Raw genomic sequence first — 22,462 nt, 5'->3', positions numbered from 1 at the left:
TATTACGAATTCTTAAGCCAAAAAGTAAGGCATTTAACATAGCTTTTGGATAATTAGGCAATTGCACTTTTTAATACTGTGTAACAAAAGTATATTTGCATCAAAACAAATAAAGAATGCATCAACATTTTATTCTTTTTAAACCTTACGGCTATCTCAGCCAGTTCATATATGAATTAAAGAGAAAGAAAAAACTTTTGGGAGAATTATATAATTTTCCTGAAGGCACTATGGCCATCGGGCGTCTCGATGAAGATTCTGAAGGATTGCTGTTACTGACAACCGACGGAAAAGTTAGTGAACAAATTAGAAGTAAAAAAGTTGACAAAGAATATTACGTACAAGTTGACGGGGTAATTACTCCAGAAGCGATCGAAGAACTGCAGAAAGGTGTTGAAATTGGTTTTGACGGCGGGAAATATAAAACCAAACCCTGCAAAGCTTTTATTGTTACAGAAATTCCTGATTTTGGTCTAAGAGCAAAAAAAATCAGAGACGAGCGTCATGGCCCGACTTCCTGGGCGTCTATTACTGTAAACGAGGGTAAATTTCGTCAGGTTCGCAAAATGACCGCTGCTGTTGGATTTCCGACACTTCGTTTAGTGCGTGTACGTGTAGGAAATGTATATTTGCAAAACTTAAAAGCTGGAGAAGTTCTCGAAGTTCCTGATTTTAAATTAGATATATCAATTTGAAAATTAGATAATTCTCAAATTAACGATTAACCCCATAAACAAATTAACAATAATGCTAAACGTTGTTCTTGTAGAACCAGAAATACCAAACAATACCGGAAATATCGGGCGCTTGTGTGTAGGTACCGAAAGTCGGCTTCATTTAATTCACCCTTTCGGATTTGTGATTAACGATAAAAACCTGAAACGTTCGGGTTTAGATTATTGGGTGCATCTTGATGTAACCGAATATCAAAATGCAGACGAATGGATGAAGCAGATTCCGGATCAGTCGCGTGTTTTTTTAATGAGTTCACACGCCGAGAAGTCGTATTTGGAAACTGAATTTCAGGATGGTGACTGGCTCGTTTTCGGAAAAGAAAGCGTTGGTTTAAGCAAAGAGTTTCTGGCAAGATTTGACAATCATTTGACAATTCCGATGTCACCGCTTATTCGCAGTTTTAATATTGCAAATTCGGTTGCATTTGTTGTTGGAGAAGCTAAAAGACAAATTGGGCTAAAACTTTAATTTTAGAAAAATGATTGAAAAATTACTTTTTAATTTCGAATTTTTACTTGTAGATTTTTTAACAGCCTATGGATTCACTACCATTCTATTACTAATCCTTTCAATTTTTACCAAAAAACTTTTCCTAAAAGAGGTTGACGATCAGTCCAACCGTTTTATTGCACTTATCGGAATCATTTATATTATCGTCTGGATTGCGGCAACGTTTGCTGAATTTAACAGCAGCGATGAAGAAAGCAGGACTTATCTTCTCCGAATAATGTTCGGAGCGTACTGGTTCGGCTTTTGGCTTCAGCCCTTATTATGGTTTTCTATAACGCAGTTGCTGCGATTGGAAAAAATCCGAAGAAATATTTTGCTGCGATTAATTTTTAGTTTTCTACTTATTCTATCAATCGAAAGAATGGTAATTATTCTAACGTCTTTTCATAGAGATTATTTACCAAGTTCCTGGACCATGCATAGTTCAGGCATTTATCCCTCAAATATATTCCTTGAACTAGTAATGAAAATTTCCATTTTCCTTCTATTTGTTGGAATTTTCACAATGATCAGCAGAAAAGTAAAAAAACTAAACCAAAGTAGAATTCAGTAAATTTTCATTTCACTTATAAAACAATATGAAAGAAACAGTAAGCGTAGAGCAGGCTTTAAATAAAGGCAGATTACAGTTAAAATATCTTCCGATGATTGCGACTTTTAGTTGTATTGGAATAAGTATTTTTCTTTTCTATTTAAAAAAAATTGACGGCTGGATCGTTTTTGCCGGATTCGTTATTGGATTTTCATTGGGCTGGCTCGTATGGAGTTATTTTGCAAATATCTGGAAAGTCTGGGCGTATGAAAATGTTAGAAACGTACACGAATTGAAAAGAAAAGCGATCGAAGAAAATTTGATTTGGGAAAGCGGAAGCTGGTTTGAAAAAACAGAATTCAGAAATTATGAGCAAAAACAAAAATTAAATCGATTAGAGAAAAAATTCCTGGAAAAAGACATTTTTATCGATGATATTTCTGTTCCAAAAGAAACGATAATTCGTTACTCAAGAATTACAATCTTCTTTCTGTTAATCATATATTTATTTATAGCTATAACAGGTGTTTATTTCGTGTTAGAAAAGGAATACTTTGGACTGGTTCCATTGGCAGTTGGTCTGTATATGTCTTACAATCAAATTAAGAAAATATTGGACAAAAGACCTCAAATCATAATTAATGCTGAAGGAATAAAATTAAAAGACGAACAACAGCTTTTTAAATGGAAAAACATAAGAAACGACAGAGTTTTTACACAAAAAAGAGGAAAAAACACGACAACCTATCTGGCATTTAATGATAAAATGATCGATATTGATGAATTGGATGTAAAATATAAAGAGCTGGAAAATCTACTGCATGTATATCGTGTCCGCAGTGAAAACACTATTTAAGTCACAATAAACTTTCCTTTTTCAGCATCAAAAATAATGTTTTCGTCTTTGAATAGGGCATTAAATGTTCCGTTTGAAATTAAATTACAAGGCTGATCTTGTGTAATACTTTCTGGCGTCATGACAATCATTTCATCGCTTAACTGAATGGCAAGATCTATATCATGTGTAGAAAACAAAATGCACTTTTGGGTTTCCTGAGTCAGCTTTTTTAATAATTTGAATAACGAAACTTTGTGCAGTAAATCGAGATGTGTCGTAGGTTCGTCTAAAATAATTAACGGCGTATCCTGCGCAAGAGCACGCGCAATTAAAACTTTTTGTAATTGACCGTCGCTGATCTCAAAATGTTTTTTTCGTGCCAAATGTTCGATCTGTGTAAGCTGCATCGCCTGCTGTACTTTTTCGATATCATCATCCGATAGAGTATCTACCCAATTGGTATACGGCTGACGCCCTAAAGCGACCAATTCAAAAACAGACAGATTACTTGGAGGGAGTTTTTCTGTTAAAACTAAACTTAAATTTTGAGCTAATTCTAAAGGTTTATAATCGGAGATGTTTTTATCATTCAAATAAACTTTTCCGGATAATGGTTTCTGGATTCCGGTTATGGTTCTCAGCAAAGTTGATTTTCCTATTCCGTTTGCACCTATTAAACTGATCAATTTTCCAGAAGCTAAATTCAGATTTAAATGTTCCGCAATAGTTGTAACGGCCTTCTTGGATTTATATCCAATATTTAAATTTGAAGTTGATAAAATGTTTTTCATTGCAAGTTATTTTTAACACATAGAGATATAGATTCTCTCTTTTCCTTTAAAAGTTTTTTAAAAAATTACATGTAATTAAAACATAGCTAAATTTATAACTTTGGCAACAGCCTAAAATATTCATTTACAAATGTCTTTTGTCCTTCTTTAAAAATATTAAAGCAATTAAAATTAACTATAATTCCTTTTGGAGCTTTTAAAAGTTTCATATAAGTCATGAGCTGCGCTTCATGTATTGGATTTATTTCTGATGTTGCCTTTAATTCTACAACTAAACAATTCTCAACAAATAAGTCACATCGTAAATCAGCATTTAATTCCTTATTTCTATAAATCAAAGGTACTTTCATTTCTGTAAAAAAATTTATTTTTCGATAAGTTAGTTCTTCTTTTAAACATTCATGATAGATGTTTTCAAGCAATCCTTTCCCTATACTTTTATGAACTTCTATGCACGCACCCACTACTTGATAGCTTAACTCGTCTAAATATTTTTGTGTAATCATTAATCTAATTAAAATAGAACTCTGCCGATTTCACCATCTATGATTGTTATAGAAAAATGAAATGCCTTTTTAAAAGATTTACAGCTATGTTCCTATGTGTTAAAAAAGACTAATATATTACTTTTGTAAGTTATTACCTAAAATTTCTTTTTCTGACTAAAAGCCAGATTACAACCGGCGCTCCAATTATTGAGGTAATGGCATTTATTGGAAGCGTAATATCAAACCCCGGCATTTCTGAAACTATATCACAAAACAACATAATTGCGGCTCCAAAAAACAAAGTACTCCAAAACAAAATCGAATGATTGCTGGTTTGAAAAGTCAGCTTTGCGATATGCGGTACGGCCAGTCCAATAAACGCAATCGGCCCTGCAAAAGCAGTTATGCTTCCTGCCAGAATACTGGTTGCAAATATGATAATCAGTCTGGCTTTCTTGAAATTCAGTCCGACACTTTTTGCATAGTTTTCGCCTAATAACAATGCGTTCAAAGGTTTAATACTGCCTGCACTCAAAAGAAGACCGATTAAAACGCAAACTGAAAAGATACCAATTGTAGACCAGGAAAGATTTCCTAAACTTCCCATAGACCAAAAGGTAAATTTCTGAAGCTGTTCTGCTGTACTGAAATACGTTAAAACGGAAACAATTGCAGTGGTAAAACTACCGAACATTAATCCAACAATTAAAATAGCCATTGTATCTTTTAAGCGCTGCGAAACGACTAAAACCAGAAGCAAAACCAATGTACTTCCTAACGTTGAAGCCATAACTATTCCGTATGGCGATAAAGCGATTGTACGTAAAAAAGAAGGCAGAAAACCTGCCCCTAAAATCACAAAGGCAACTCCCAGACTGGCACCGGAACTTAATCCTAAAACGTAAGGTCCTGCAAGCGGATTTCTAAATAAAGTCTGCATAAGTAAACCACTGATTGATAAACCAGCGCCAACCAAAACAGCCGTTATAGCTTTTGGAAGTCTATAATTTATAATAATATATTCCCAAGTCGATTTGCTGGCTTGTCCGCCTGTCAAACTGGTGAAAACTTCTTTTAAGGGAATCGTAACCGATCCTAAACTAATACTGGCAAGAAACATAAAAACTAAACCAGCAGCCAGCATTAAAAATAAAATGGTATTTCGTTTTTTATCTGTCAATTTAGTTCAGTTTAGACGCAAAAGTAAATTCGTAACTTGGCAGTAAATCGGGATGAAAAATTTTGATATAATCTTTCAGAACCAAATCAGGTCGGCTTGGCGATAATTCATAATAAATTGTTCCTCCTGTTGCGCCAAGTTTACTTTCAAAACTATAAACATTTTTATTTTTAAAGGCGTCAAATTCTGTATAATGCGGATTATTTTTTCCTAATTCTTCTAAGGTTTTAACAGAACCTGTAGCGATCCAAAAGTTTGCGGTTTTGGCTTTTACCAATACTTTTTCAAAAGAGAGCCCTTCACTTCCTGTTCCTTTAAGATCTGCCCATAAATAATTCGATTTTGCATCTTTCATAAATTCTGCAACCCAGCTCTCTCCTTTTGCAACGTACCAAACATCCTCATACATTGATCCGTACAAAACGCTTGATGCGGCAGGCTGTTCTGATACCAATTTTTGAGCTTGTTTGTAACTGTCTACAATTTTATCAAACAGTTCTTTGGCTTTATCTTCTTTCCCAAATAAGGCACCGTAAAGTTTGATCCATTCTGCTTTTCCGAGCGGAGACTGTTCCATCCAGTCGCCTTGAATTAAAACATTTAAACCGCTTTTTTTCAAATTATCCAGCATCGGATTGTTATTATCAATTCCAAATGTTACAATTAAGTCTGGCGCAAGCTCGATCAATTGTTCGATATTTAATTTTTCGTTTTGTCCAACGTTTTTTACCGAACCTTTATCAATTAATACTCTTGTTTTTTCTGATGAAATATAATCGGTTTGAGGAAAACCAACCAGTTTATTTTCTACTTCGAGCATTTCCAGAAAAGGAATATTTGTTGTAGAAGTTACCACAACAGATTCTAAAGGCACTTTTATAGAAGTGTATTTTTCTAAGCTGTCCGGTACTTTTGCTTCTTTTTCTTTTAGAACATAAGTAAAATTTTTATTGGAGTTTGGCCAGGGATTTATAATTTTTACGACCGAATATCCCTCGTATTTTAGAATAGAAAGTCCAGAAGCATATTCTACACTATTTGTAATATTTTCAGAAATGGTACTATTCTGTGTTTCATTCTTTTTACACCCGATTAGGAGAAAAAACGATAAAATAAAAATCAATTTAGGAAATAATGATTTCATATGGCAGATGTGTTGTTTTTGGTTTTAAAAGGTGCAGCACCTATTGTGACTGACTGCTTGAATCAATTTAATTTATTCTTTTTTGAATAATGACAAAGGTAAAGCAATTTCTAAATTTTTTGTTTAATTTTATTCTTACAAAAGTCAACAATACCATTTTTATATTATGAACACCGTAAAAACAAAAATCTGCTCTAGCTGCGAATCCCTTTTCAGCTGTGGAGATATTTCTGTTGAGAACAAATGCTGGTGCAATGATTTCCCTCCCATTTTTAATCTCTCTGATGGCGGAGACTGCCTTTGTCCAGCTTGTTTTAAAGAAGCATGCATTGACAAAATCGACGCTTATGTAGAAACAATAACTCCAAAAAAAGCACTTTATAATAAAGCTGCAACATTAGAAAAAACCGAAATATTGATTGAAGACATAGATTATTATATCGAAAATGGAGATTATGTTTTTAAATCCTGGTTTCATCTTAAAAGAGGTAGCTGTTGCGGCAACGACTGCAGACATTGTCCTTATTAAATTTTGCAGCATTTATACTCAAACACACAGAGGTAATTAAAATCTTACTTTAACAGCTGTTTTGTTTAGAATTTCACATAAAAAGCAAAAGAAATTTGAAAATTCAATATTTTAAATTCTATCTTTGCACGAAATTTAAGGTTGGGTTATATTTTTATATAACACATTAAAAGGGAATCAAGTAAAAACTTGAGCTGTACCCGCAACTGTAAACTTAGTTCTGAAAAGAATGCTTGTTGTTAGCTGCAAAGCCACTGTTCGCCCCTGCGATTGGGAAGGTAAACAACAAGACGTAAGCCAGGAGACCTGCCTTTATAACAAATATCGAACTCTCGGGAAAAAGGGTGTAGAAATTATGACTTTAAAAAAATGTTTTGTTTTTTGCTTTCTAGTTTTGTGCCAGATTATTTCGGCGCAGCAAGATTCTATTACCAAACTTAAAGAAGTTATAGTTTCTGACATTAACCTTAAAAAGTATGCTGCATCGCAGTCCGTTCAGGTTTTGAATGATTCTGTTATCAGTAAAAATCAATCCTCTTTAACTTCGCTTTTAAATTACAATACTGTTATTTACTTAAAAGAAAATGGTCTCGGAATGACTTCTACACCTTCCTTTAGAGGAACTACGGGATCACAAACTGCTGTAATCTGGAACGGAATAAACATCAATTCGCAGTTTTTAGGTCAGACCGATTTTAATACAATCGGAACCAGAGATTTTAATTCTATAGCTGTAAAAGCCGGAGGAGGAAGTATTTTGTACGGCAGCGGCGCTATTGGCGGGAGTATTCACCTTAATAATGATTTGAGTTTTAAAAATAATTTCTCCAATCAGGTATTTTTCAGCGCGGGAAGTTATGACACGTATAGTGCAAATTATCGACTTGCCGCATCATCAGAAAAATATAGTTTTCAGGCTAACATTTCAAGAAACAGTTCTGAAAACGATTTTAAATATCCCGGAAACACCAATCAAAAAAACATTAACGGAGAATATTACAATACAAGTTTGAATACCAATTTTGGATACAAAATAAACTCAAATAATACTTTAAAAATATACAGCCAGTTTTATGATTCAGAACGACATTTTTCTCTGACTTCTCCTACTGCGTCAAAAACAAAATACAATGATTTTAATACCCGCAGTCTTTTAGAATGGGAAAATGTATCGAACCGTTTTACTTCTAAAGTTAAAGCTGCTTACATAAGCGAATCTTATAAGTATTTCCCAAGTATTACTTCCGATTTTTTCACTTTTGGAAAAGTAGAAACCGCCATCATAAAATATGATTTGGCTTTTGATGTAAGTGATAAAATCAAATTAAATTCTATAATTGATTACAATAGAAATAAAGGTTACGGATCAAGTATTGATAATGTAAAAAGAGAAATAGGTTCTGCGAGTTTGCTTTTACGCCATTTAGTAACTGACAAATGGGATTATACGGCTAGTATTCGTCAGGAATTAACCGATAATTACGGAAACCCTTTTCTATTTTCTTTAGGAACAAGATACCAATTTGCCGATTTTTATCGTGTAAAATTAAATGCTTCAAAGAATTACAGAATGCCTACTTACAACGATTTGTTTTGGGAAGGAAGCGGGAATCCGAATTTAAAACCTGAAACATCTTATCAGGCTGAAATTGGCAATGAGTTTTTTACAAAAAACTTTTCCTTGTCTGTAACGGGTTATTACAATTCTATTAAAGATTTATTGCGCTGGGTTCCTTCAGAAGGCGGCGGTGACACTTGGTCACCAGAAAACACTTCTAAAGTGAGAGCATATGGTGCCGAAGTATTATTGGAATGGAAAACTAAAATTGACAACCATCATTTTACTATTAACGGAACTTACGCCTACACGGTTTCAGAAAGTAAACAGTTAATTAAGGGAGAAGTACTTTATAAACAATTGGTATATGTTCCTTACCATAAATTGACTGGTGCAGTTTCTTATAATTGGAAAAAAATATCTTCTTACCTACAATATTTATATAACGGAGAAGTCTACAGCACACCTTTTAACAGCATATCTGGAAAAATTAAAGATTATAACGTTGGTAATTTTGGAGTCGATTATGACTTTGGCACAAAAAACAGTTACAAACTTGGATTTCAAGTCTTAAATATTTTGAACGAAAATTATCAGCCTGTGATCAGCAGACAAATGCCTGGAAGAAATTATACGATATATATTAACCTTAACTTTTAAAAAACATGAAGAAATTGAACAAACTATTTTTGGCTGTTATTGTAAGCTCGGCATTTTTTGCATCTTGCAGCAGTGACGACGATAATACACCAGCAGTAGCACGCGGAAACTATGACGGAGGACTATTTATCGTAAATGAAGGAAATAACGGAACGACTAACGGAACAATTTCATTCTTATCAAGCGATCTTAAAATAGAGAACAACGTATTTACATTGGTTAATTCAGATAAAATTTCTGGCGATACACCACAAAGTATTGGTATCAATGGTGACTTTGCTTACATCATTACAAACGGATCTAATAAAATTGAACTTGTAAACCGTTTTACGTTTAAAAGTATCGCAACAATCACTACTGGTTTGAATAATCCTAGATTTATTGCTTTTGCAAACGGAAAAGGATATGTTACAAACTGGGGAGAACCAGGTTCTCCAACAGATGATTATGTAGCGGTACTTGATCTTACGACAAACACTGTAACTTCTAAAATTCCTGTTGCCGAAGGTCCTGAAAAAATCATTCAGAATGATGCAAAACTATACGTTGCTCACAAAGGCGGATGGAATCAAGGTAATTCTTTAACTATAATTAGTGCTGTTACTAATACAGTTACATCAAACCTTACAGTTGGAGACGTACCGAGTTCGTTAGTAAAAGACAATGGAACATTATATATTTTATGTGACGGAAAACCATATTATGCTGACGTAGAAACTGCTGGTAAAATTGTTAAGCTTAATTTAAGCACTAATACTATTACTTCTACAATTAATTTCCCAGAGAAAACACACCCTGGATTTTTGGATATAGAAAACAGTAAATTATATTATACTATTGGTACAGATGTTTATTCTACAGCTGTAAGCGCAACTACTTTGCCTGCTGCCTCAATATTCAAAGCGTCTAAAGTCACAAACTTATATGGATTTGCTGTAAAAAACAATCAGATCTATTTTGCTGATGCTGTAAACTATTCAGATGATGGAGATATTTATATCTATTCTTTAACAGGAACATTATCTAACACATTTGGAGTGGGTATAACGCCAAATGGTTTTTACTTTAACAATTAATTTTTAAAATTAGTTTTTAGTTTTTGGATTTTTTCAAAAAAGGCTTTCATTTCTGAAAGCCTTTTTTTATTTCTATTTTAATGATCTTAAAAGTCCTTCCGGAGCTTTTTCAAGATACATCTGATTCTTAATACCGTTTATTGCTTTAGCATCTGTAAAGGTCTTTAATTCTATTTTGTCCTGCGGAACTCTTTTGGCAGTTGCTCCCGTAATAGAAGCGATTGCCGTATTTAATAAAGGTTCTGAAGTTTCTCCTAAAACACCCATATTAGATAAACTTTCAAGTTGCTTCTGAGTTGGCTCTAGACCATCTGTATATTCGCCAAAATCACTTGCATTTACAATTTTCAATACCAAAGGCTGCATTGCATATTTATGATTTGGATTTACTTTTGATTTAGAGAATGTTTCAGAATCATATAAAGTTACCGATCCTACATTTTTTCCTGTTGTAAAATCCCCTATTTGAACAACCGTAATATAAGGCTTCAATCCGTTTATAACTAATTCACTTGCAGATGCCGTACCGCTTGTCGTCAAGATATAAATTTTATTTAGGCGAAGACTGTTTAATGGCGTTCCGTTAATATTATCTACAAATCTATTGTTTAATGATTCAGGATTTTCAGTTTCAAAAGCAGTGTTAATTTTGCTATTCCATTTTTGTTTTGCAAAAATCTTATCTTTAAACTGTCCTGTAATTAAGCTTGCCAAACGTGTAGAAGTCTGGATTGACCCTCCTCCATTATATCTTAAATCCAAAACCAAATCTGTGACTCCTTTTGATAATAATTCGCCAAAAGCGCTGTTCATCTGAGCATCATAGTTTGGATAAAATCCATTATACATCAAATAACCAATTTTATGATTTCCAGAAGTGATTACTTTATTAATTAAAATCGGATTTTCATCCAAAGTTGTTTTTGACAATTCTACCGATTTACCATTACTAGTTAGAGTAGTTCCGTTTAAGGTTGCCATATTTAAGGTATAACTTTCAGCATTTACCAATAAAGACTGATAATTAGAAACCGTTAATTGAGTACCATTTACAGCTGTAAAAATATCACCTCTTTTTATATCTTTTGCAGAAGCATTAGAATTAGGAATGATATATCTTACGTAGCCAAACAATTCTGTAGTGCTGTTTGGTTTATAGCTGAGCCTGAAATCAACTCCATCACTTTTTGAAGTTCCCTGCAGTTCTTGTTCCAGAACAGTATAATCATCAACAATCCAGCTGAAACGATCTACCGCCTGTCCTTTAGGAAATTTACTGATGGGTTTATACAGCAAATCCTGAAACAAATCTTCTGGATTAGAATATCCTGCCAAAAAAGAGTTAAGAGCTTGTTGATTATTGCCAAAACGGTCGTCTGCCAAATTGGGTACATCTGCCTGCCATAAATAGTACTGATGTAATCCTTTCCAGATAAAATCATTTACCTGCAACGATGCCGGTGCATCTACATCATCCTGATCTTCACACGACTGCAAAGAAAAAGCAAGAACAAATAATATAAGTATGGTTTTGAATATTGTCTTCATAAATCTGGTTATATAAAACTATTAACGTAAAAATACTACCTTTAGTTTTAACATTTATAAGTTTCTTAAAATTATTTTAAATAAAAAATAATTCAATTCTCCTGTAACAAAAATAATTGTGCTTCGTCTTGACTATATAAGCTGACTATTAAGCACTAAAATGTAAGTTAACTTAGCAGCCAAAACCAACCCAAAATAAACCACAGATGAACCAAATTGTGTTTATAGAATTAATAAATCCTTTTAAAGACAAAGTATTTCGTCTGGCAAAAAGATTGCTTACCAGCACAGAAGAGGCCGAGGATGCCACTCAGGAAGTAATGGTGAAGTTATGGAATAAAAAAGAAAATTTAGGCGCATATAATAGTGTAGAAGCACTAGCCATGACAATGACCAAAAATTATTGTCTGGATCAGTTAAAATCTAAACGGGCAGGAAATCTTCAGATTGCGCATAACAATTTTACAGACCGGCAGCCTCAATTAGACAAAAAATTAGAAGATGCAGACAGCTTAGAGTGGGTAGGAAAAATAATTGCAGAACTGCCCGAACAATTACAAATAATAATTCAGTTACGCGATGTTGAACAATATGAATTTGATGAAATTGCGAAAATTGTCAATATGAATGAAACGGCTATCAGAGTAGCACTTTCGAGAGCGAGAAAAAAAATTAGAGAATCAATGGTTAACACACACAGTTATGGAATTAAATAAAATAGAAAATATATTAGAAAAATACTTTCAGGGAGAAACTTCTATTGCTGAAGAAAAAGAATTAAAAGAATACTTTTCTTCATCAGATGTTGCGCAGCATTTGGAGCAGTATAAGCCAATGTTTGGTTATTTCTCTCAGGTAAAAGAACAAAAATCGACCAAGGAACTCGAGAACTTTGATCAAAAAGAAGAAGCAATACCATTAATCACCAAGTCTCGTGATAAAAAACGAAATGCATGGTTATCTATTGCAGCCTCTATTGTTGTTTTACTAGGAATTGGAACCTATATGTATGAAAGCGAAAAAACTACAACTACTGTAGTCGCGCAATCTGAATTAGGAACCTATGATAATCCCGAGGAAGCCCTTGCAGCAACGCAAAAAGCTTTAGCATTATTATCTAACAATGTTAATGTTGGTATCGAAAGTGTACAATACATTAACGAATATGAGAAATCAAAAAACAAAATATTTAAACAATAATTAAATCAATCAAAAATGAAATCAACAAATCAGGAATACAGAAAACATAATACAAACAGCATGGTTAAGAAGTTTGTCCTAACAATCGTATTTACATTGATCACAACAGCTTTTTATGCACAAAATGCTTTTGATAAATTTGACGGTCAAGACGATGTGACCTCTGTAATTGTAAACAAAAAAATGTTCGATTTAATGAGCAAAGTAAAAGTTGATGCTTCTGATAAAGAAACACAGCAATACATTAATCTGATTAAAAAATTAGATTACCTAAAAGTGTTTACTACTAAAAATCCTAAAATCGAAGCAGACATGAAAGCTTCTGCCGACAAATACATCAAGTCATCTGGTTTAGAAGAATTAATGCGAGTAAACGACAGCGGGAAAAATGTTAGAATAATGGTGAAATCTGGCGCAAGCGATACACAGATCAAAGAATTGCTAATGTTTGTAGACGGTGCTAAAAATGACGAAACGGTTCTATTATCCTTAACAGGTAATTTTGATCTAAACGAAATTTCTGTACTAACAGACAAAATGCAGCTTCCTGGCGGAACTGATCTTAAAAAAGCCTCTAAAGGTAAAAGATAATATGAAAGTCAGTGTTTTTACCTCAGCCCTTATAGCATTACTAACTTTAATAAGTTGTAATTCTGAACCTTCTCTGCAAAAGTATTTTGTTGAAAATACAGAGAAAAAAGATTTTATTGCACTTGATGTTTCGTCTAATATTTTAAATCTGGATAAAGCACAACTATCTGCAGAGCAAAATGAAGCTTTAAAATCATTTGACAAAATGAACATTTTAGCATTCAAAGCAAATGATAAAAATCAAGCCGAATTTGAAACAGAGCGTGCAAAAGTAAAAGACATTCTGAAAAATCCAAAATACCAGCAGTTAATGAAGGTTGGTTCTGGTAAAGACGGTGCCTCTATAAGTTATGTAGGTACAGATGAAAACATAGAAGAATTTGTAGTTTTTGCCAACAGAAAAGAAAATGGTTTTGCGGTAGTCCGCGTTTTAGGCAAAAATATGAATCCGAATAATATCATGACCTTAATGTCGGTTTTACAAAAATCAAACATTAATATGGATCAATTAAAACCGCTGCAGGAATTAATGAAATAATTTCAATCTTACTTTAAAACGAAGAAAGCTCCAGAAATGGAGCTTTTTTTATTTATAAATATAACGTGTTTTCTATGGCATGCTTTCGGAACATAAAAATGAAAGATAAAACTTACGTAAAATTAATTTATTAGGTACATTTGCAATCAACCTAAACAAAAAAATTAATAAAATTATGGTACAAAAAACATCGATTGCGTATATAGCCGCATCTTGGGTAGCACTTGCAGCAGGAACAACAGGCTTTATAGTAGGACTTGCGAGAGCAGAAATGCTGCTAAATGAAAAAGGATATTATTTTACAGTTCTAATGTTCGGTCTTTTTGCTGTAGTTTCATTGCAAAAAAGTGTGAGAGACAAACTTGAAAATCTTCCTGTAACAGATATCTATTACGGAATCTGCTGGTTTGGAACACTTCTATCTGTTGCGCTATTAATTATCGGATTAATAAATGCAACCATTTTACCGAGTGAAAAAGGATTCTATGCTTTTGCGTTTTTATTAGCCTTATTTGGTGCTATTTCTGTGCAAAAAAACACAAGAGATAATATGGTATTTAATAAAAATCAATAATATTTCTGATTTACAGCCTGCTGCACGAAACATAAGATGAATTTAATCCCTGCAAAGCCGATAAATATTCAATCTTACTTTAAACGAAAAAGCTTCAGAAATGGAGCTTTTTTTTATATCTCAATTGCCATAATTATTTAAAACTGAATTTAACTTATAAGAAAATAAATTCTAATTTTTTTAAATTTCAGGTTGAAAAAATTAGTAAAAATTCATTTACATTTACTGCTTAATATAACCTTTTAAATACCACTAATGAAAACACCAAAAATTCTTTTACTCCTTTTTATTTTTGCTTTAAACAGCTGCTCAAGTGACAGCGAAACTCCAGAAGATCCAACCTTACCAACATCAAAATTTGCAATGACTGCAAAAGTTGACGGGACTTTATGGGAAATGAATAATCCGTTTAACACAAATTACGCAACAAAACCGTTATTTGATTATTATCCGACAGCGCTGTACATTCAGTTAGCAGGAAGAAAAAATGTAGTAGACGAAATTAGACTTTACATTAAAAGAAGCGACCTTAAGGTTGGAACTTATTCTATCACACCAACTACTTTTGACGCTACAAAAACCCAAATTGAAGTATCTCTTAACAGTAAAGCAAAACTTCAATATGTAGCCGAAGGAACTTTATCTATTACTTCAGTTGACTTAACAGCCAAAACAGTAGCAGGAACTTTTTCTTTTAATTGTGTCGAAGATTACTCAAAAACAATAAGTACTTCTAATCCAGTTACAACAAAAGTAACAGAGGGAACTTTTAATTATAAGTATGATGTTGCAAACTAAATAAAAACTGCACAAAAACAAAAAAGCTCCAATTACTTGGAGCTTTTTTTATATCAGGATTTGAGATTATTTACTCAAATACATTTTTCTTCTAGAGTACAATTCGTAGAATTGATCGTCTTTTAAGTCATCAATAAACAAGATGCTTTCTCCTGTCGATTTCATTTCTGGTCCTAATGCTTTGTTTACATTATGGAATTTACTGAAAGAGAAAACCGGCTGCTTAATCGCATAACCTTTCAATTGCGGATTAAAGTCGAAGTCTGTTACTTTATTGTGTCCTAACATTACTTTTGTAGCATAGTTTACATAAGGTTCTCCGTAGGCTTTTGCAATAAACGGAACTGTTCTCGAAGCTCTAGGATTTGCTTCGATAATGTAAACCGTATCGTCTTTTATCGCAAACTGAATGTTGATTAAACCAACAGTTTTTAAAGCTCTAGCAATTTTTATTGTATGATCTTTAATTTGTTGCATTACAAATTCTCCTAAGTTAAAAGGAGGCAAAGTAGCGTTACTATCTCCAGAGTGAACTCCGCAAGGCTCAATGTGCTCCATAATTCCGATGATGTACACATTTCCATCAGCATCACAGATTGCATCTGCTTCTGCTTCGATTGCTCCGGCTAAATAGTGATCTAAAAGCAATTTATTTCCAGGAATCATTTTCAATAAATTGATCACGTGTTCCTCTAATTCTTTTTTGTTGATTACAATTTTCATTCCCTGACCTCCTAATACATAAGAAGGACGAATCAATAATGGGAAGTCTAAAGTATCTGCTAAAGCAGAAGCTTCGTCTGCCGTTTCAGCGATTCCGAATTGTGGGAAAGGAATATGTAATTCTTTCAATAGATCTGAGAATCTTCCTCTGTCTTCAGCTAAATCTAGTGCATCAAAACTAGTTCCGATGATTTTCACTCCGTATTTAGATAATTTCTCAGCCAGTTTCAAAGCCGTTTGTCCACCTAATTGAACAATTACACCTTCCGGTTTTTCATGCTGAATAATATCGTAAATATGCTCCCAGAAAACAGGCTCAAAGTATAATTTATCCGCTGTATCAAAATCAGTCGAAACTGTTTCCGGATTACAGTTGATCATAATCGTTTCGTAACCGCATTCTTTTGCTGCCAAAACTCCGTGTACACAAGAATAATCAAACTCAATTCCCTGACCAATTCTGTTTGGTCCAGAACCCAAAACGATGATTTTCTTTTTATCGGTTACAATGCTTTCGTTATCTACATAACGCTCGCCGTTTGCTTTTTCGATTTCGGCCTCAAAAGTGGAGTAATAATAAGGTGTTTTTGCTTTAAATTCCGCAGCACAAGTATCAACCAGTTTAAACACACGGTTAATGTTTTGATCCATACGCAATGTATGTACTTCACTTTCCAGACAATTCATCATGTGAGCAATTTGTCTGTCTGCAAAACCTTTTTGTTTCGCTTCAAGCAAAAGTTCTTTTGGAAGATTAGAAATTTTATAGTTAGAAATTTCTTTCTCCAAAGTATAAAGCTCTTCATATTGTTTCAGGAACCACATATCGATTTTTGTGATTTCATGAATACGGCTCAACGGAATTCCCATTGCAATTGCATCATAAATTACAAAAACACGATCCCAGCTTGCAAAAGTTAGTTTCTCGATAATTTGTTCGTAGTTTTTATATCCTTTTCCGTCAGCACCCAAACCGTTTCTTTTAATCTCTAAAGATTGCGTTGCTTTGTGTAATGCTTCTTGGAAAGATCTTCCAATTCCCATTACTTCCCCAACAGATTTCATCTGAAGACCTAAAGTTCTGTCAGCACCTTCGAATTTATCAAAGTTCCAACGTGGTATTTTAACGATTACATAATCCAAAGTCGGTTCAAAAAGCGCCGAAGTCGATTTTGTAATTTGATTTTGCAATTCATCCAAATTGTATCCTAAAGCTAGTTTAGAAGCAATTTTAGCAATCGGATAACCCGTCGCTTTTGATGCTAAAGCTGATGAACGCGACACACGAGGATTAATCTCGATTGCTACGATATCCTCTTTTTCGTCTGGCGAAACTGCAAATTGTACGTTACATCCTCCCGCAAAATTTCCGATACTTCTCATCATTAAGATAGCGTAGTCACGTAATTTCTGGAAAGTGGTATCAGATAATGTCATTGCTGGTGCAACTGTAATCGAATCTCCAGTATGAATTCCCATTGGGTCCATATTTTCGATCGAACAAATGATTACAACATTATCGTTTTTATCTCTTAAAAGCTCTAACTCGTATTCTTTCCATCCCATTAAAGCTTTATCAATTAAAACTTCATGAATTGGAGACGCTTCTAAACCGCGGGTTAAAAGCTCATCAAAATCTTCTTTTTTATAAACAATTGCTGCTCCTGTTCCTCCAAGTGTAAACGAAGGACGAATTACAAGCGGAAAACCAAATTCCTGAGCAATTTCTTTCCCTTCAAGGTATGAAGTAGCTGTTTTTGCAGGTGCAGTTGGTACATTGATTCTTTCTAAAAGCTGTTTGAACTGCTCTCTGTCTTCTGTAATATTAATCGCGTTTACATCAACTCCAATTAATTTTACTCCGAAATCCTGCCAGATTCCTTTTTCTTCAGCTTCCAAACACAAATTCAAAGCGGTTTGTCCTCCCATTGTAGGCAAAACAGCATCAATTTGTGGATGTTCTTTAAGAATTTCAATAATCGATTTTGTAGTTAATGGTTTTAAATAAATATGATCGGCCATACTTGGGTCGGTCATAATCGTCGCCGGATTTGAGTTAATAAGAATAACTTCAATTCCTTCTTCACGAATAGAACGTGCAGATTGAGATCCTGCATAATCAAATTCGCAAGCTTGACCAATAACAATAGGTCCTGATCCTATTATTAAAACTGATTTAATTGATGTGTCTTTAGGCATTGTATATGTATTGTGTAGTTATAAAAGTATTTTAAAAAACATTTCTAGTGCGCTATAAACTAGAATGTTGAGAAAATTTTTACCGACAAGGTATAAAAAAAGGCGATACTAAGAAAGTAACGCCTTATTTATGTTTATAGAAACATTATTTTTTGTGTCTAGGTTCGCTAGAAACAGTCAATTTATGTCTTCCTTTTGCTCTTCTACGCGCTAGAACTTTTCTTCCATTCGCAGAAGCCATTCTGTCCATAAATCCGTGCTTATTTCTTCTTTTTCTTTTCGATGGTTGAAATGTTCTTTTGCTCATTGCTTTGTATCTTTAAAATGGTATCTAATATCTCTTTTCCGTTTTTGAATATCGTTGTTCCAAAACCGAGTGCAAATATACAAAGACTTTTTTTTCTGGCAAGCACTTTAATAAAAATATTTTTAATTCATTTTACTATATTTGCAATCACAAATTTACATTAATTATGTTTCATAAAAATATTAAACTTATTTTGGCCGGACTTCTTGTAGTTGCTGGCATTTGGCAATTTACAGAGAGTAATATCGGGAATGGTATATTCCTTATATTATTGACTGCAATTCCAATTTTTCTTTACTTTAAAAACGAATTTATCCTTTTAGCTTTCCTTAAATTAAGAAAACAAGACTTTGAAGGTGCAAAAAAATGGCTTGCCTATATCAAAAATCCAGAAGCGGCCTTAGTAAGAAAACAACAAGGTTACTTTAATTACCTACACGGAATCATGTTATCTCAAACCAATATCAACCAGGCAGAGAAACATTTTAAAAAAGCTATCGAGCTTGGACTATCAATGGATATGGATTTGGCTGTAGCTAAATTAAACCTTGCCGGAGTGGCTATGTCGCGCCGCAGAAAACTTGAGGCTACAAACTTGCTTAACGAAGCTAAGAAATTAGACAAACAAGGTATGTTGAAAGAGCAGATTACAATGATGAAAGATCAAATGAAGAAAATCTAACGATTTTAAATTTCAATATTTTAAATCCCAAATTCCAGAAAGGAGTTTGGGATTTTTTATTGTAAAGTATCAACAACAAAGTTTGATGGTAATTTCATTATTACCATTTTATTCATTTCTTCCAGATCAATTTTCTTGTCCGTTTTTGTAAATTTATGAACGGACTTAATATTATCTAATGATTTAGCGAAAAGCCAAAATCGATTTGGTCCATTATGCCCATGAATTTTAAGTTTTCTTGTTTGATTTTCATCCTTTAACACAAAAGCGTTAGTTTCTCCATCATCAACCTGGCTTTCATAAACATGATTCTTTGGAAAAGTTATTGTATTTAAGATATTATGAATCCTTTCTTTTTCATCTCTATTCAAAATCGTAAAGAATGTTTCTTCTTTAAAACCATAAACATCTATATAATATAGAGTGTCCGAAGAATTAAATTTTAAATAATACGATTCGTGAATATTCCATTTAAAAAAAGTTAAATCAACCTCTTTTTTAGATGAATTAGTACATCCTGTCAAAATTAAAACTACCGCTACGGCTAATTTCCTCATATCATTTTTAATCCTCCAATATTATAGAAGGCAGATTTTCGTTCAGCCATTTATATTTATTGAGAATCATAATATGCGTACCGCCTTTTACCACAATACAGCTGTTAATATATTTTATAGGAAAGACATGATCCTGATCTCCATGAATGTGTATTACTTTTTCATCGGCTTTATTTCGATCCCAGCGAATAACTGTTTCTACAGCCCACTGCAAATAATAAATATCACGTACAGATAGAAATTTTTCGTACAGCTGAATACGTTTATTTATTTTTTCTCCAAACGAAAATTTCGCAAGCTTTTCTACATTTAATAAGATCTGCATCGGAATTAGTTTATAGGCTTTTGTTCTCTTCCCTATTTTCATTCTTCTTGGAAATTCGACATTACTGCGAACACTCGAAATAATAATTACTTTTCGTGCATTGATGTGTTTTGTAATTTCCTGTACCAAAATTCCTCCAAACGAAACTCCAATTAAAACAGGATCCGGATGTTTGATATATTTGCTGATGCGAAGTGCATAATCGGATAAAGATTCTTTTGGATTTGGAATCTGCCATTCTAAAAAAAATACTTCAAAAACAGATTCGTCTAAATTAATCCTTTCAAAAATAGAAGGACTTGCCGCCAAACCTGGCATAAAATAAACCGGAATTTTACTCATTGCACAAAAAATAAATTATAATTACGACTTTTAATAACAAAGTTTAAAGTTACTTTATTTAATATACTCCAAGCAAATTTCGGACCGTAATATTATGCTTCATATAAAATAAAAAATGTAAAAATTACATTTACTACAGGCTATCTGGAAAAAATAACTTAATATTGAATATCAATTGATTACCTTTGTATTTGAAATAAATTCGGATAAAAAAACTTATACAGAATTTTCTTTCGAACTTATTTCACCCTCAAATTTATTTATAAACATGACCTAAAAAAAAATTATTATGGAACAAACTATTGAAACGATGGAAATCAAAGACAATACTTTTGCTAGACAATTTGAGACCATAGTACCACAAGGAATGATTAGTGTTGAATATTCATTTCAGGAAAAAAAAATCTTCTTAACCAAAATCAACACACCAGAAGGCTACGACAACCCGGCTGTAATTGACGGACTGCTTAAAAACATCATGGAAATTGTCATCGAAAAGAAATTTAGGATAATGCCTATTTCTCCAAAAATCGCATTGTTTATCAAAAAAAATCCGAAGTATAAAGAATTGCTTCCTCCAGGAATCAGAATTTAAAAATCACCAATTAGTCGGAGCCATAAACCTCCGATGGCCATATAAATAAAAAGCATAACCAATCCGGTTATTAAACCCTTGACCCACCAGCTTTTCAGGTCGACGTAACCGCTTCCGAAGAAAACTGGTGCTGGTCCGTGGCCATAATGTGTTAATGTTCCATAAATTGAACCTACAAAACCCAGCATAAAAGCGAGTAAAAGTCCGGGAATCCCCAGTGAAACTCCGACACCTAATAAAGCGGCATACATCGCGGCTACGTGAGCTGTTGCGCTCGCAAAAAGATAATGACTAAAAAAGTATACTAATATTATTATCGGAAAAGCCATCTGCCAGCTTAATCCGCCAATTTCTGCTTTTACCACATTGCTAAACCAGCCGATAAAACCCAATTCGTTTAGCGAACTGGCCATCATAACTAAAACAGAAAACCACACTATGGTGTCCCAGGCTCCTTTTTCTGCCTTTACATCATCCCAAGTTAAAACTGAAGTGAGCAATAAAATCACCAAACCTATAAAAGCAGTTGTTGTGGCATCGATAGAAAACAAGTCGCCTGTCATCCAAAGGAATAATAAAATAAAAAAGGTAAGAAGCATCATCCATTCGTTTCTGGTAATAGGTCCCATTTCTATAAGCCTCTGACTTGCTATTTGTGGAGCATCTCCCGTTTTTTTAAGCTCTGGCGGATAAATTTTATACAATACAAAAGGAATAACAAAAAACGAAATTAATCCCGGAACAATCGCTGCGGCTGCCCAAGACATCCAGGTAATTTTTATCCCCAGATTCAATGCAAATTTTTGACACATCGGGTTGCTTGCGGTTCCCGTCAAAAACATAGAGGAGGCAATTAAATTGGCATTATAACTGCTCAACGTAAGATAAGCTCCTAATTTGCGGTGTGTTTCCGGCTGATCGGGCATTGAGCCAAAACTCATCGCCATAGCTTTCATTATCGGATAAATAATACCGCCGCCTCTTGCAGTATTACTTGGCACGGCCGGCGCAAGCACTAAATCGGCCAAACCTAAACCATAAGCGAGACCAAGCGAACTTTTGCCGAATATTTTTATGAATAAAAAAGCAATTCGGTTTCCTAAACCGGTTTTAATAAATCCTCTTGCTATAAAAAATGAAATTCCGATAAGCCAGATTACCTTATCTCCAAAACCTTTTAATGCTAATGTAATTGATTTTCCTGCATCTCCCGGAGCTAAAACCTGCGAAAAAGCAGTTAGAGCAATCGCAATCATACACATGGTTCCCATAGGAGCCGCTTTTAGAATAATTCCGAGAATTGTAGCTGCAAAAATGGCAAACAAATGCCACGCTTCGGGAACTACACCGCTTGGAGCGGGAATGAACCAAATTACAATTCCGACCACAAGTGTGATCAGGGTTTGAGGAATCTTTACTTCTTTCACAACGATGGGAATTAA

At 33.6% G+C, this 22,462-nt stretch carries 25 protein-coding genes and 1 riboswitch; of the genes, 15 read left to right on the top strand and 10 right to left on the bottom strand.

What is annotated here, in order from left to right; all coding sequences use genetic code 11:
• Window positions 1–116 precede the first annotated feature (116 nt).
• The 4 genes from B0A68_RS08775 to B0A68_RS08760 are packed head-to-tail and all read left to right on the top strand — an operon-like array spanning window position 117 to window position 2,633.
• The gene (locus B0A68_RS08775) at window positions 117–695 is read left to right on the top strand and encodes a pseudouridine synthase (protein ID WP_035681977.1); all 579 of its coding nucleotides are present in this window, start codon (window positions 117–119) and stop codon (window positions 693–695) included.
• A gap of 52 nt (window positions 696–747) precedes the next feature.
• Entirely contained in the window at window positions 748–1,203 is a 456-nt protein-coding gene (locus B0A68_RS08770) for a tRNA (cytidine(34)-2'-O)-methyltransferase (RefSeq protein ID WP_035681980.1), read from the top strand.
• Between the two features lie 10 nt (window positions 1,204–1,213).
• Window positions 1,214–1,798: a hypothetical protein gene (locus B0A68_RS08765; RefSeq protein WP_035681983.1), complete on the top strand. Its 585-nt coding sequence runs from the start codon at window positions 1,214–1,216 to the stop codon at window positions 1,796–1,798.
• A gap of 25 nt (window positions 1,799–1,823) precedes the next feature.
• Window positions 1,824–2,633, top strand: coding sequence for a hypothetical protein (locus tag B0A68_RS08760; protein WP_035681986.1), 810 nt, complete (start codon window positions 1,824–1,826; stop codon window positions 2,631–2,633).
• Here B0A68_RS08760 and B0A68_RS08755 read toward each other — a convergent pair.
• The 4 genes from B0A68_RS08755 to B0A68_RS08740 form a co-directional block, all read right to left on the bottom strand.
• Window positions 2,630–3,406, bottom strand: a complete 777-nt coding sequence (locus tag B0A68_RS08755) for an ABC transporter ATP-binding protein (RefSeq protein WP_035681988.1) — start codon at window positions 3,404–3,406, stop codon at window positions 2,630–2,632. The genes B0A68_RS08760 and B0A68_RS08755 overlap by 4 nt on opposite strands.
• Window positions 3,407–3,498: 92 nt before the next feature.
• On the bottom strand, window positions 3,499–3,912 hold the full coding sequence (locus B0A68_RS08750; protein ID WP_035681992.1) for a GxxExxY protein: 414 nt from the start codon (window positions 3,910–3,912) through the stop codon (window positions 3,499–3,501).
• 133 nt (window positions 3,913–4,045) lie between these two features.
• Window positions 4,046–5,074, bottom strand: coding sequence for a FecCD family ABC transporter permease (locus B0A68_RS08745; RefSeq protein ID WP_035681994.1), 1,029 nt, complete (start codon window positions 5,072–5,074; stop codon window positions 4,046–4,048).
• 1 nt (window position 5,075) lies between these two features.
• Window positions 5,076–6,218, bottom strand: coding sequence for an ABC transporter substrate-binding protein (locus tag B0A68_RS08740; RefSeq protein ID WP_035681997.1), 1,143 nt, complete (start codon window positions 6,216–6,218; stop codon window positions 5,076–5,078).
• A 166-nt stretch (window positions 6,219–6,384) separates the two neighbouring features.
• Between B0A68_RS08740 and B0A68_RS08735 the strand changes: the two genes are divergently transcribed.
• From B0A68_RS08735 to B0A68_RS08725, 3 genes are all read left to right on the top strand, one after another.
• Window positions 6,385–6,747, top strand: coding sequence for a DUF5522 domain-containing protein (locus tag B0A68_RS08735; protein WP_035681999.1), 363 nt, complete (start codon window positions 6,385–6,387; stop codon window positions 6,745–6,747).
• A gap of 121 nt (window positions 6,748–6,868) precedes the next feature.
• Window positions 6,869–7,075, top strand: a riboswitch (cobalamin riboswitch).
• 27 nt (window positions 7,076–7,102) lie between these two features.
• The gene (locus B0A68_RS08730; protein WP_035687808.1) at window positions 7,103–8,965 is read left to right on the top strand and encodes a TonB-dependent receptor plug domain-containing protein; all 1,863 of its coding nucleotides are present in this window, start codon (window positions 7,103–7,105) and stop codon (window positions 8,963–8,965) included.
• A 5-nt stretch (window positions 8,966–8,970) separates the two neighbouring features.
• Window positions 8,971–10,041, top strand: coding sequence for a YncE family protein (locus B0A68_RS08725; protein WP_035682000.1), 1,071 nt, complete (start codon window positions 8,971–8,973; stop codon window positions 10,039–10,041).
• Between the two features lie 72 nt (window positions 10,042–10,113).
• Here B0A68_RS08725 and B0A68_RS08720 read toward each other — a convergent pair whose 3' ends face one another.
• Window positions 10,114–11,589 (bottom strand): S41 family peptidase, encoded by a 1,476-nt coding sequence (locus tag B0A68_RS08720; protein WP_035682003.1) that lies wholly within the window; start codon window positions 11,587–11,589, stop codon window positions 10,114–10,116.
• Window positions 11,590–11,795: 206 nt separating this feature from the next.
• Between B0A68_RS08720 and B0A68_RS08715 the strand changes: the two genes are divergently transcribed.
• The 6 genes from B0A68_RS08715 to B0A68_RS08690 all read left to right on the top strand — a co-directional run bounded on the left by B0A68_RS08715 (window position 11,796) and on the right by B0A68_RS08690 (window position 15,290).
• Window positions 11,796–12,305 (top strand): RNA polymerase sigma factor, encoded by a 510-nt coding sequence (locus B0A68_RS08715; protein ID WP_035682004.1) that lies wholly within the window; start codon window positions 11,796–11,798, stop codon window positions 12,303–12,305.
• Window positions 12,292–12,789, top strand: a complete 498-nt coding sequence (locus B0A68_RS08710; RefSeq protein WP_035682006.1) for a hypothetical protein — start codon at window positions 12,292–12,294, stop codon at window positions 12,787–12,789. The genes B0A68_RS08715 and B0A68_RS08710 overlap by 14 nt, the downstream gene beginning before the upstream one ends.
• A 60-nt stretch (window positions 12,790–12,849) precedes the next feature.
• Window positions 12,850–13,380, top strand: coding sequence for a DUF4252 domain-containing protein (locus B0A68_RS08705; protein WP_035687810.1), 531 nt, complete (start codon window positions 12,850–12,852; stop codon window positions 13,378–13,380).
• A 1-nt stretch (window position 13,381) separates the two neighbouring features.
• The gene (locus tag B0A68_RS08700) at window positions 13,382–13,918 is read left to right on the top strand and encodes a DUF4252 domain-containing protein (protein WP_035682007.1); all 537 of its coding nucleotides are present in this window, start codon (window positions 13,382–13,384) and stop codon (window positions 13,916–13,918) included.
• 175 nt (window positions 13,919–14,093) lie between these two features.
• Window positions 14,094–14,492 (top strand): inner membrane protein YiaA, encoded by a 399-nt coding sequence (yiaA, locus tag B0A68_RS08695; protein WP_035682009.1) that lies wholly within the window; start codon window positions 14,094–14,096, stop codon window positions 14,490–14,492.
• Window positions 14,493–14,747: 255 nt separating this feature from the next.
• A complete protein-coding gene (locus tag B0A68_RS08690) occupies window positions 14,748–15,290 on the top strand; it encodes a hypothetical protein (RefSeq protein ID WP_035682010.1) in 543 nt (180 codons plus the stop codon).
• A gap of 66 nt (window positions 15,291–15,356) precedes the next feature.
• Here the strand turns inward: B0A68_RS08690 and carB are convergent, their stop codons facing one another.
• On the bottom strand, window positions 15,357–18,212 hold the full coding sequence (carB, locus tag B0A68_RS08685) for a carbamoyl-phosphate synthase large subunit (RefSeq protein ID WP_035682012.1): 2,856 nt from the start codon (window positions 18,210–18,212) through the stop codon (window positions 15,357–15,359).
• A gap of 145 nt (window positions 18,213–18,357) precedes the next feature.
• The gene (rpmH, locus tag B0A68_RS08680; RefSeq protein WP_008464848.1) at window positions 18,358–18,519 is read right to left on the bottom strand and encodes a 50S ribosomal protein L34; all 162 of its coding nucleotides are present in this window, start codon (window positions 18,517–18,519) and stop codon (window positions 18,358–18,360) included.
• Window positions 18,520–18,685: 166 nt separating this feature from the next.
• Between rpmH and B0A68_RS08675 the strand changes: the two genes are divergently transcribed.
• Complete coding sequence (locus B0A68_RS08675) at window positions 18,686–19,201, top strand: hypothetical protein (RefSeq protein ID WP_035682014.1); 516 nt, start codon at window positions 18,686–18,688, stop codon at window positions 19,199–19,201.
• A 56-nt stretch (window positions 19,202–19,257) separates the two neighbouring features.
• Here B0A68_RS08675 and B0A68_RS08670 read toward each other — a convergent pair whose 3' ends face one another.
• Both B0A68_RS08670 and B0A68_RS08665 read right to left on the bottom strand, forming a co-directional pair.
• The gene (locus B0A68_RS08670) at window positions 19,258–19,758 is read right to left on the bottom strand and encodes a hypothetical protein (RefSeq protein WP_035682015.1); all 501 of its coding nucleotides are present in this window, start codon (window positions 19,756–19,758) and stop codon (window positions 19,258–19,260) included.
• A 7-nt stretch (window positions 19,759–19,765) separates the two neighbouring features.
• Window positions 19,766–20,425 (bottom strand): alpha/beta hydrolase family protein, encoded by a 660-nt coding sequence (locus B0A68_RS08665; RefSeq protein WP_035682017.1) that lies wholly within the window; start codon window positions 20,423–20,425, stop codon window positions 19,766–19,768.
• Between the two features lie 310 nt (window positions 20,426–20,735).
• Between B0A68_RS08665 and B0A68_RS08660 the strand changes: the two genes are divergently transcribed.
• Window positions 20,736–21,020, top strand: coding sequence for a GNAT family N-acetyltransferase (locus B0A68_RS08660; RefSeq protein ID WP_035687812.1), 285 nt, complete (start codon window positions 20,736–20,738; stop codon window positions 21,018–21,020).
• On the opposite strand, the gene B0A68_RS08655 is transcribed toward B0A68_RS08660, so the two are convergent.
• Window positions 21,017–22,447 carry an anion permease gene (locus B0A68_RS08655; RefSeq protein ID WP_035682018.1) on the bottom strand — a complete coding sequence of 477 codons (1,431 nt, stop codon included), beginning with the start codon at window positions 22,445–22,447 and terminating at the stop codon, window positions 21,017–21,019. The two genes, B0A68_RS08660 and B0A68_RS08655, sit on opposite strands and share 4 nt — an antisense overlap.
• Window positions 22,448–22,462: the final 15 nt, after the last annotated feature.

The sequence above is a fragment of the Flavobacterium reichenbachii genome, assembly GCF_002217435.1.
GTDB lineage: Bacteria > Bacteroidota > Bacteroidia > Flavobacteriales > Flavobacteriaceae > Flavobacterium > Flavobacterium reichenbachii.
The sequence above is the reverse complement of the archived record's forward strand: the minus strand, read 5'-3'. Positions and strand labels throughout refer to the sequence as shown.

Coding starts and splice junctions, on each gene's coding strand:
- B0A68_RS08775 (WP_035681977.1), top strand. CDS start 117: ATGCATCAACATTTTATTCTTTTTAAACCTTACGGCTATCTCAGCCAG.
- B0A68_RS08770 (WP_035681980.1), top strand. CDS start 748: ATGCTAAACGTTGTTCTTGTAGAACCAGAAATACCAAACAATACCGGA.
- B0A68_RS08765 (WP_035681983.1), top strand. CDS start 1,214: ATGATTGAAAAATTACTTTTTAATTTCGAATTTTTACTTGTAGATTTT.
- B0A68_RS08760 (WP_035681986.1), top strand. CDS start 1,824: ATGAAAGAAACAGTAAGCGTAGAGCAGGCTTTAAATAAAGGCAGATTA.
- B0A68_RS08755 (WP_035681988.1), bottom strand. CDS start 3,406: ATGAAAAACATTTTATCAACTTCAAATTTAAATATTGGATATAAATCC.
- B0A68_RS08750 (WP_035681992.1), bottom strand. CDS start 3,912: ATGATTACACAAAAATATTTAGACGAGTTAAGCTATCAAGTAGTGGGT.
- B0A68_RS08740 (WP_035681997.1), bottom strand. CDS start 6,218: ATGAAATCATTATTTCCTAAATTGATTTTTATTTTATCGTTTTTTCTC.
- B0A68_RS08735 (WP_035681999.1), top strand. CDS start 6,385: ATGAACACCGTAAAAACAAAAATCTGCTCTAGCTGCGAATCCCTTTTC.
- B0A68_RS08730 (WP_035687808.1), top strand. CDS start 7,103: ATGACTTTAAAAAAATGTTTTGTTTTTTGCTTTCTAGTTTTGTGCCAG.
- B0A68_RS08725 (WP_035682000.1), top strand. CDS start 8,971: ATGAAGAAATTGAACAAACTATTTTTGGCTGTTATTGTAAGCTCGGCA.
- B0A68_RS08720 (WP_035682003.1), bottom strand. CDS start 11,589: ATGAAGACAATATTCAAAACCATACTTATATTATTTGTTCTTGCTTTT.
- B0A68_RS08715 (WP_035682004.1), top strand. CDS start 11,796: ATGAACCAAATTGTGTTTATAGAATTAATAAATCCTTTTAAAGACAAA.
- B0A68_RS08710 (WP_035682006.1), top strand. CDS start 12,292: ATGGAATTAAATAAAATAGAAAATATATTAGAAAAATACTTTCAGGGA.
- B0A68_RS08705 (WP_035687810.1), top strand. CDS start 12,850: ATGGTTAAGAAGTTTGTCCTAACAATCGTATTTACATTGATCACAACA.
- B0A68_RS08700 (WP_035682007.1), top strand. CDS start 13,382: ATGAAAGTCAGTGTTTTTACCTCAGCCCTTATAGCATTACTAACTTTA.
- yiaA (WP_035682009.1), top strand. CDS start 14,094: ATGGTACAAAAAACATCGATTGCGTATATAGCCGCATCTTGGGTAGCA.
- B0A68_RS08690 (WP_035682010.1), top strand. CDS start 14,748: ATGAAAACACCAAAAATTCTTTTACTCCTTTTTATTTTTGCTTTAAAC.
- carB (WP_035682012.1), bottom strand. CDS start 18,212: ATGCCTAAAGACACATCAATTAAATCAGTTTTAATAATAGGATCAGGA.
- rpmH (WP_008464848.1), bottom strand. CDS start 18,519: ATGAGCAAAAGAACATTTCAACCATCGAAAAGAAAAAGAAGAAATAAG.
- B0A68_RS08675 (WP_035682014.1), top strand. CDS start 18,686: ATGTTTCATAAAAATATTAAACTTATTTTGGCCGGACTTCTTGTAGTT.
- B0A68_RS08670 (WP_035682015.1), bottom strand. CDS start 19,758: ATGAGGAAATTAGCCGTAGCGGTAGTTTTAATTTTGACAGGATGTACT.
- B0A68_RS08665 (WP_035682017.1), bottom strand. CDS start 20,425: ATGAGTAAAATTCCGGTTTATTTTATGCCAGGTTTGGCGGCAAGTCCT.
- B0A68_RS08660 (WP_035687812.1), top strand. CDS start 20,736: ATGGAAATCAAAGACAATACTTTTGCTAGACAATTTGAGACCATAGTA.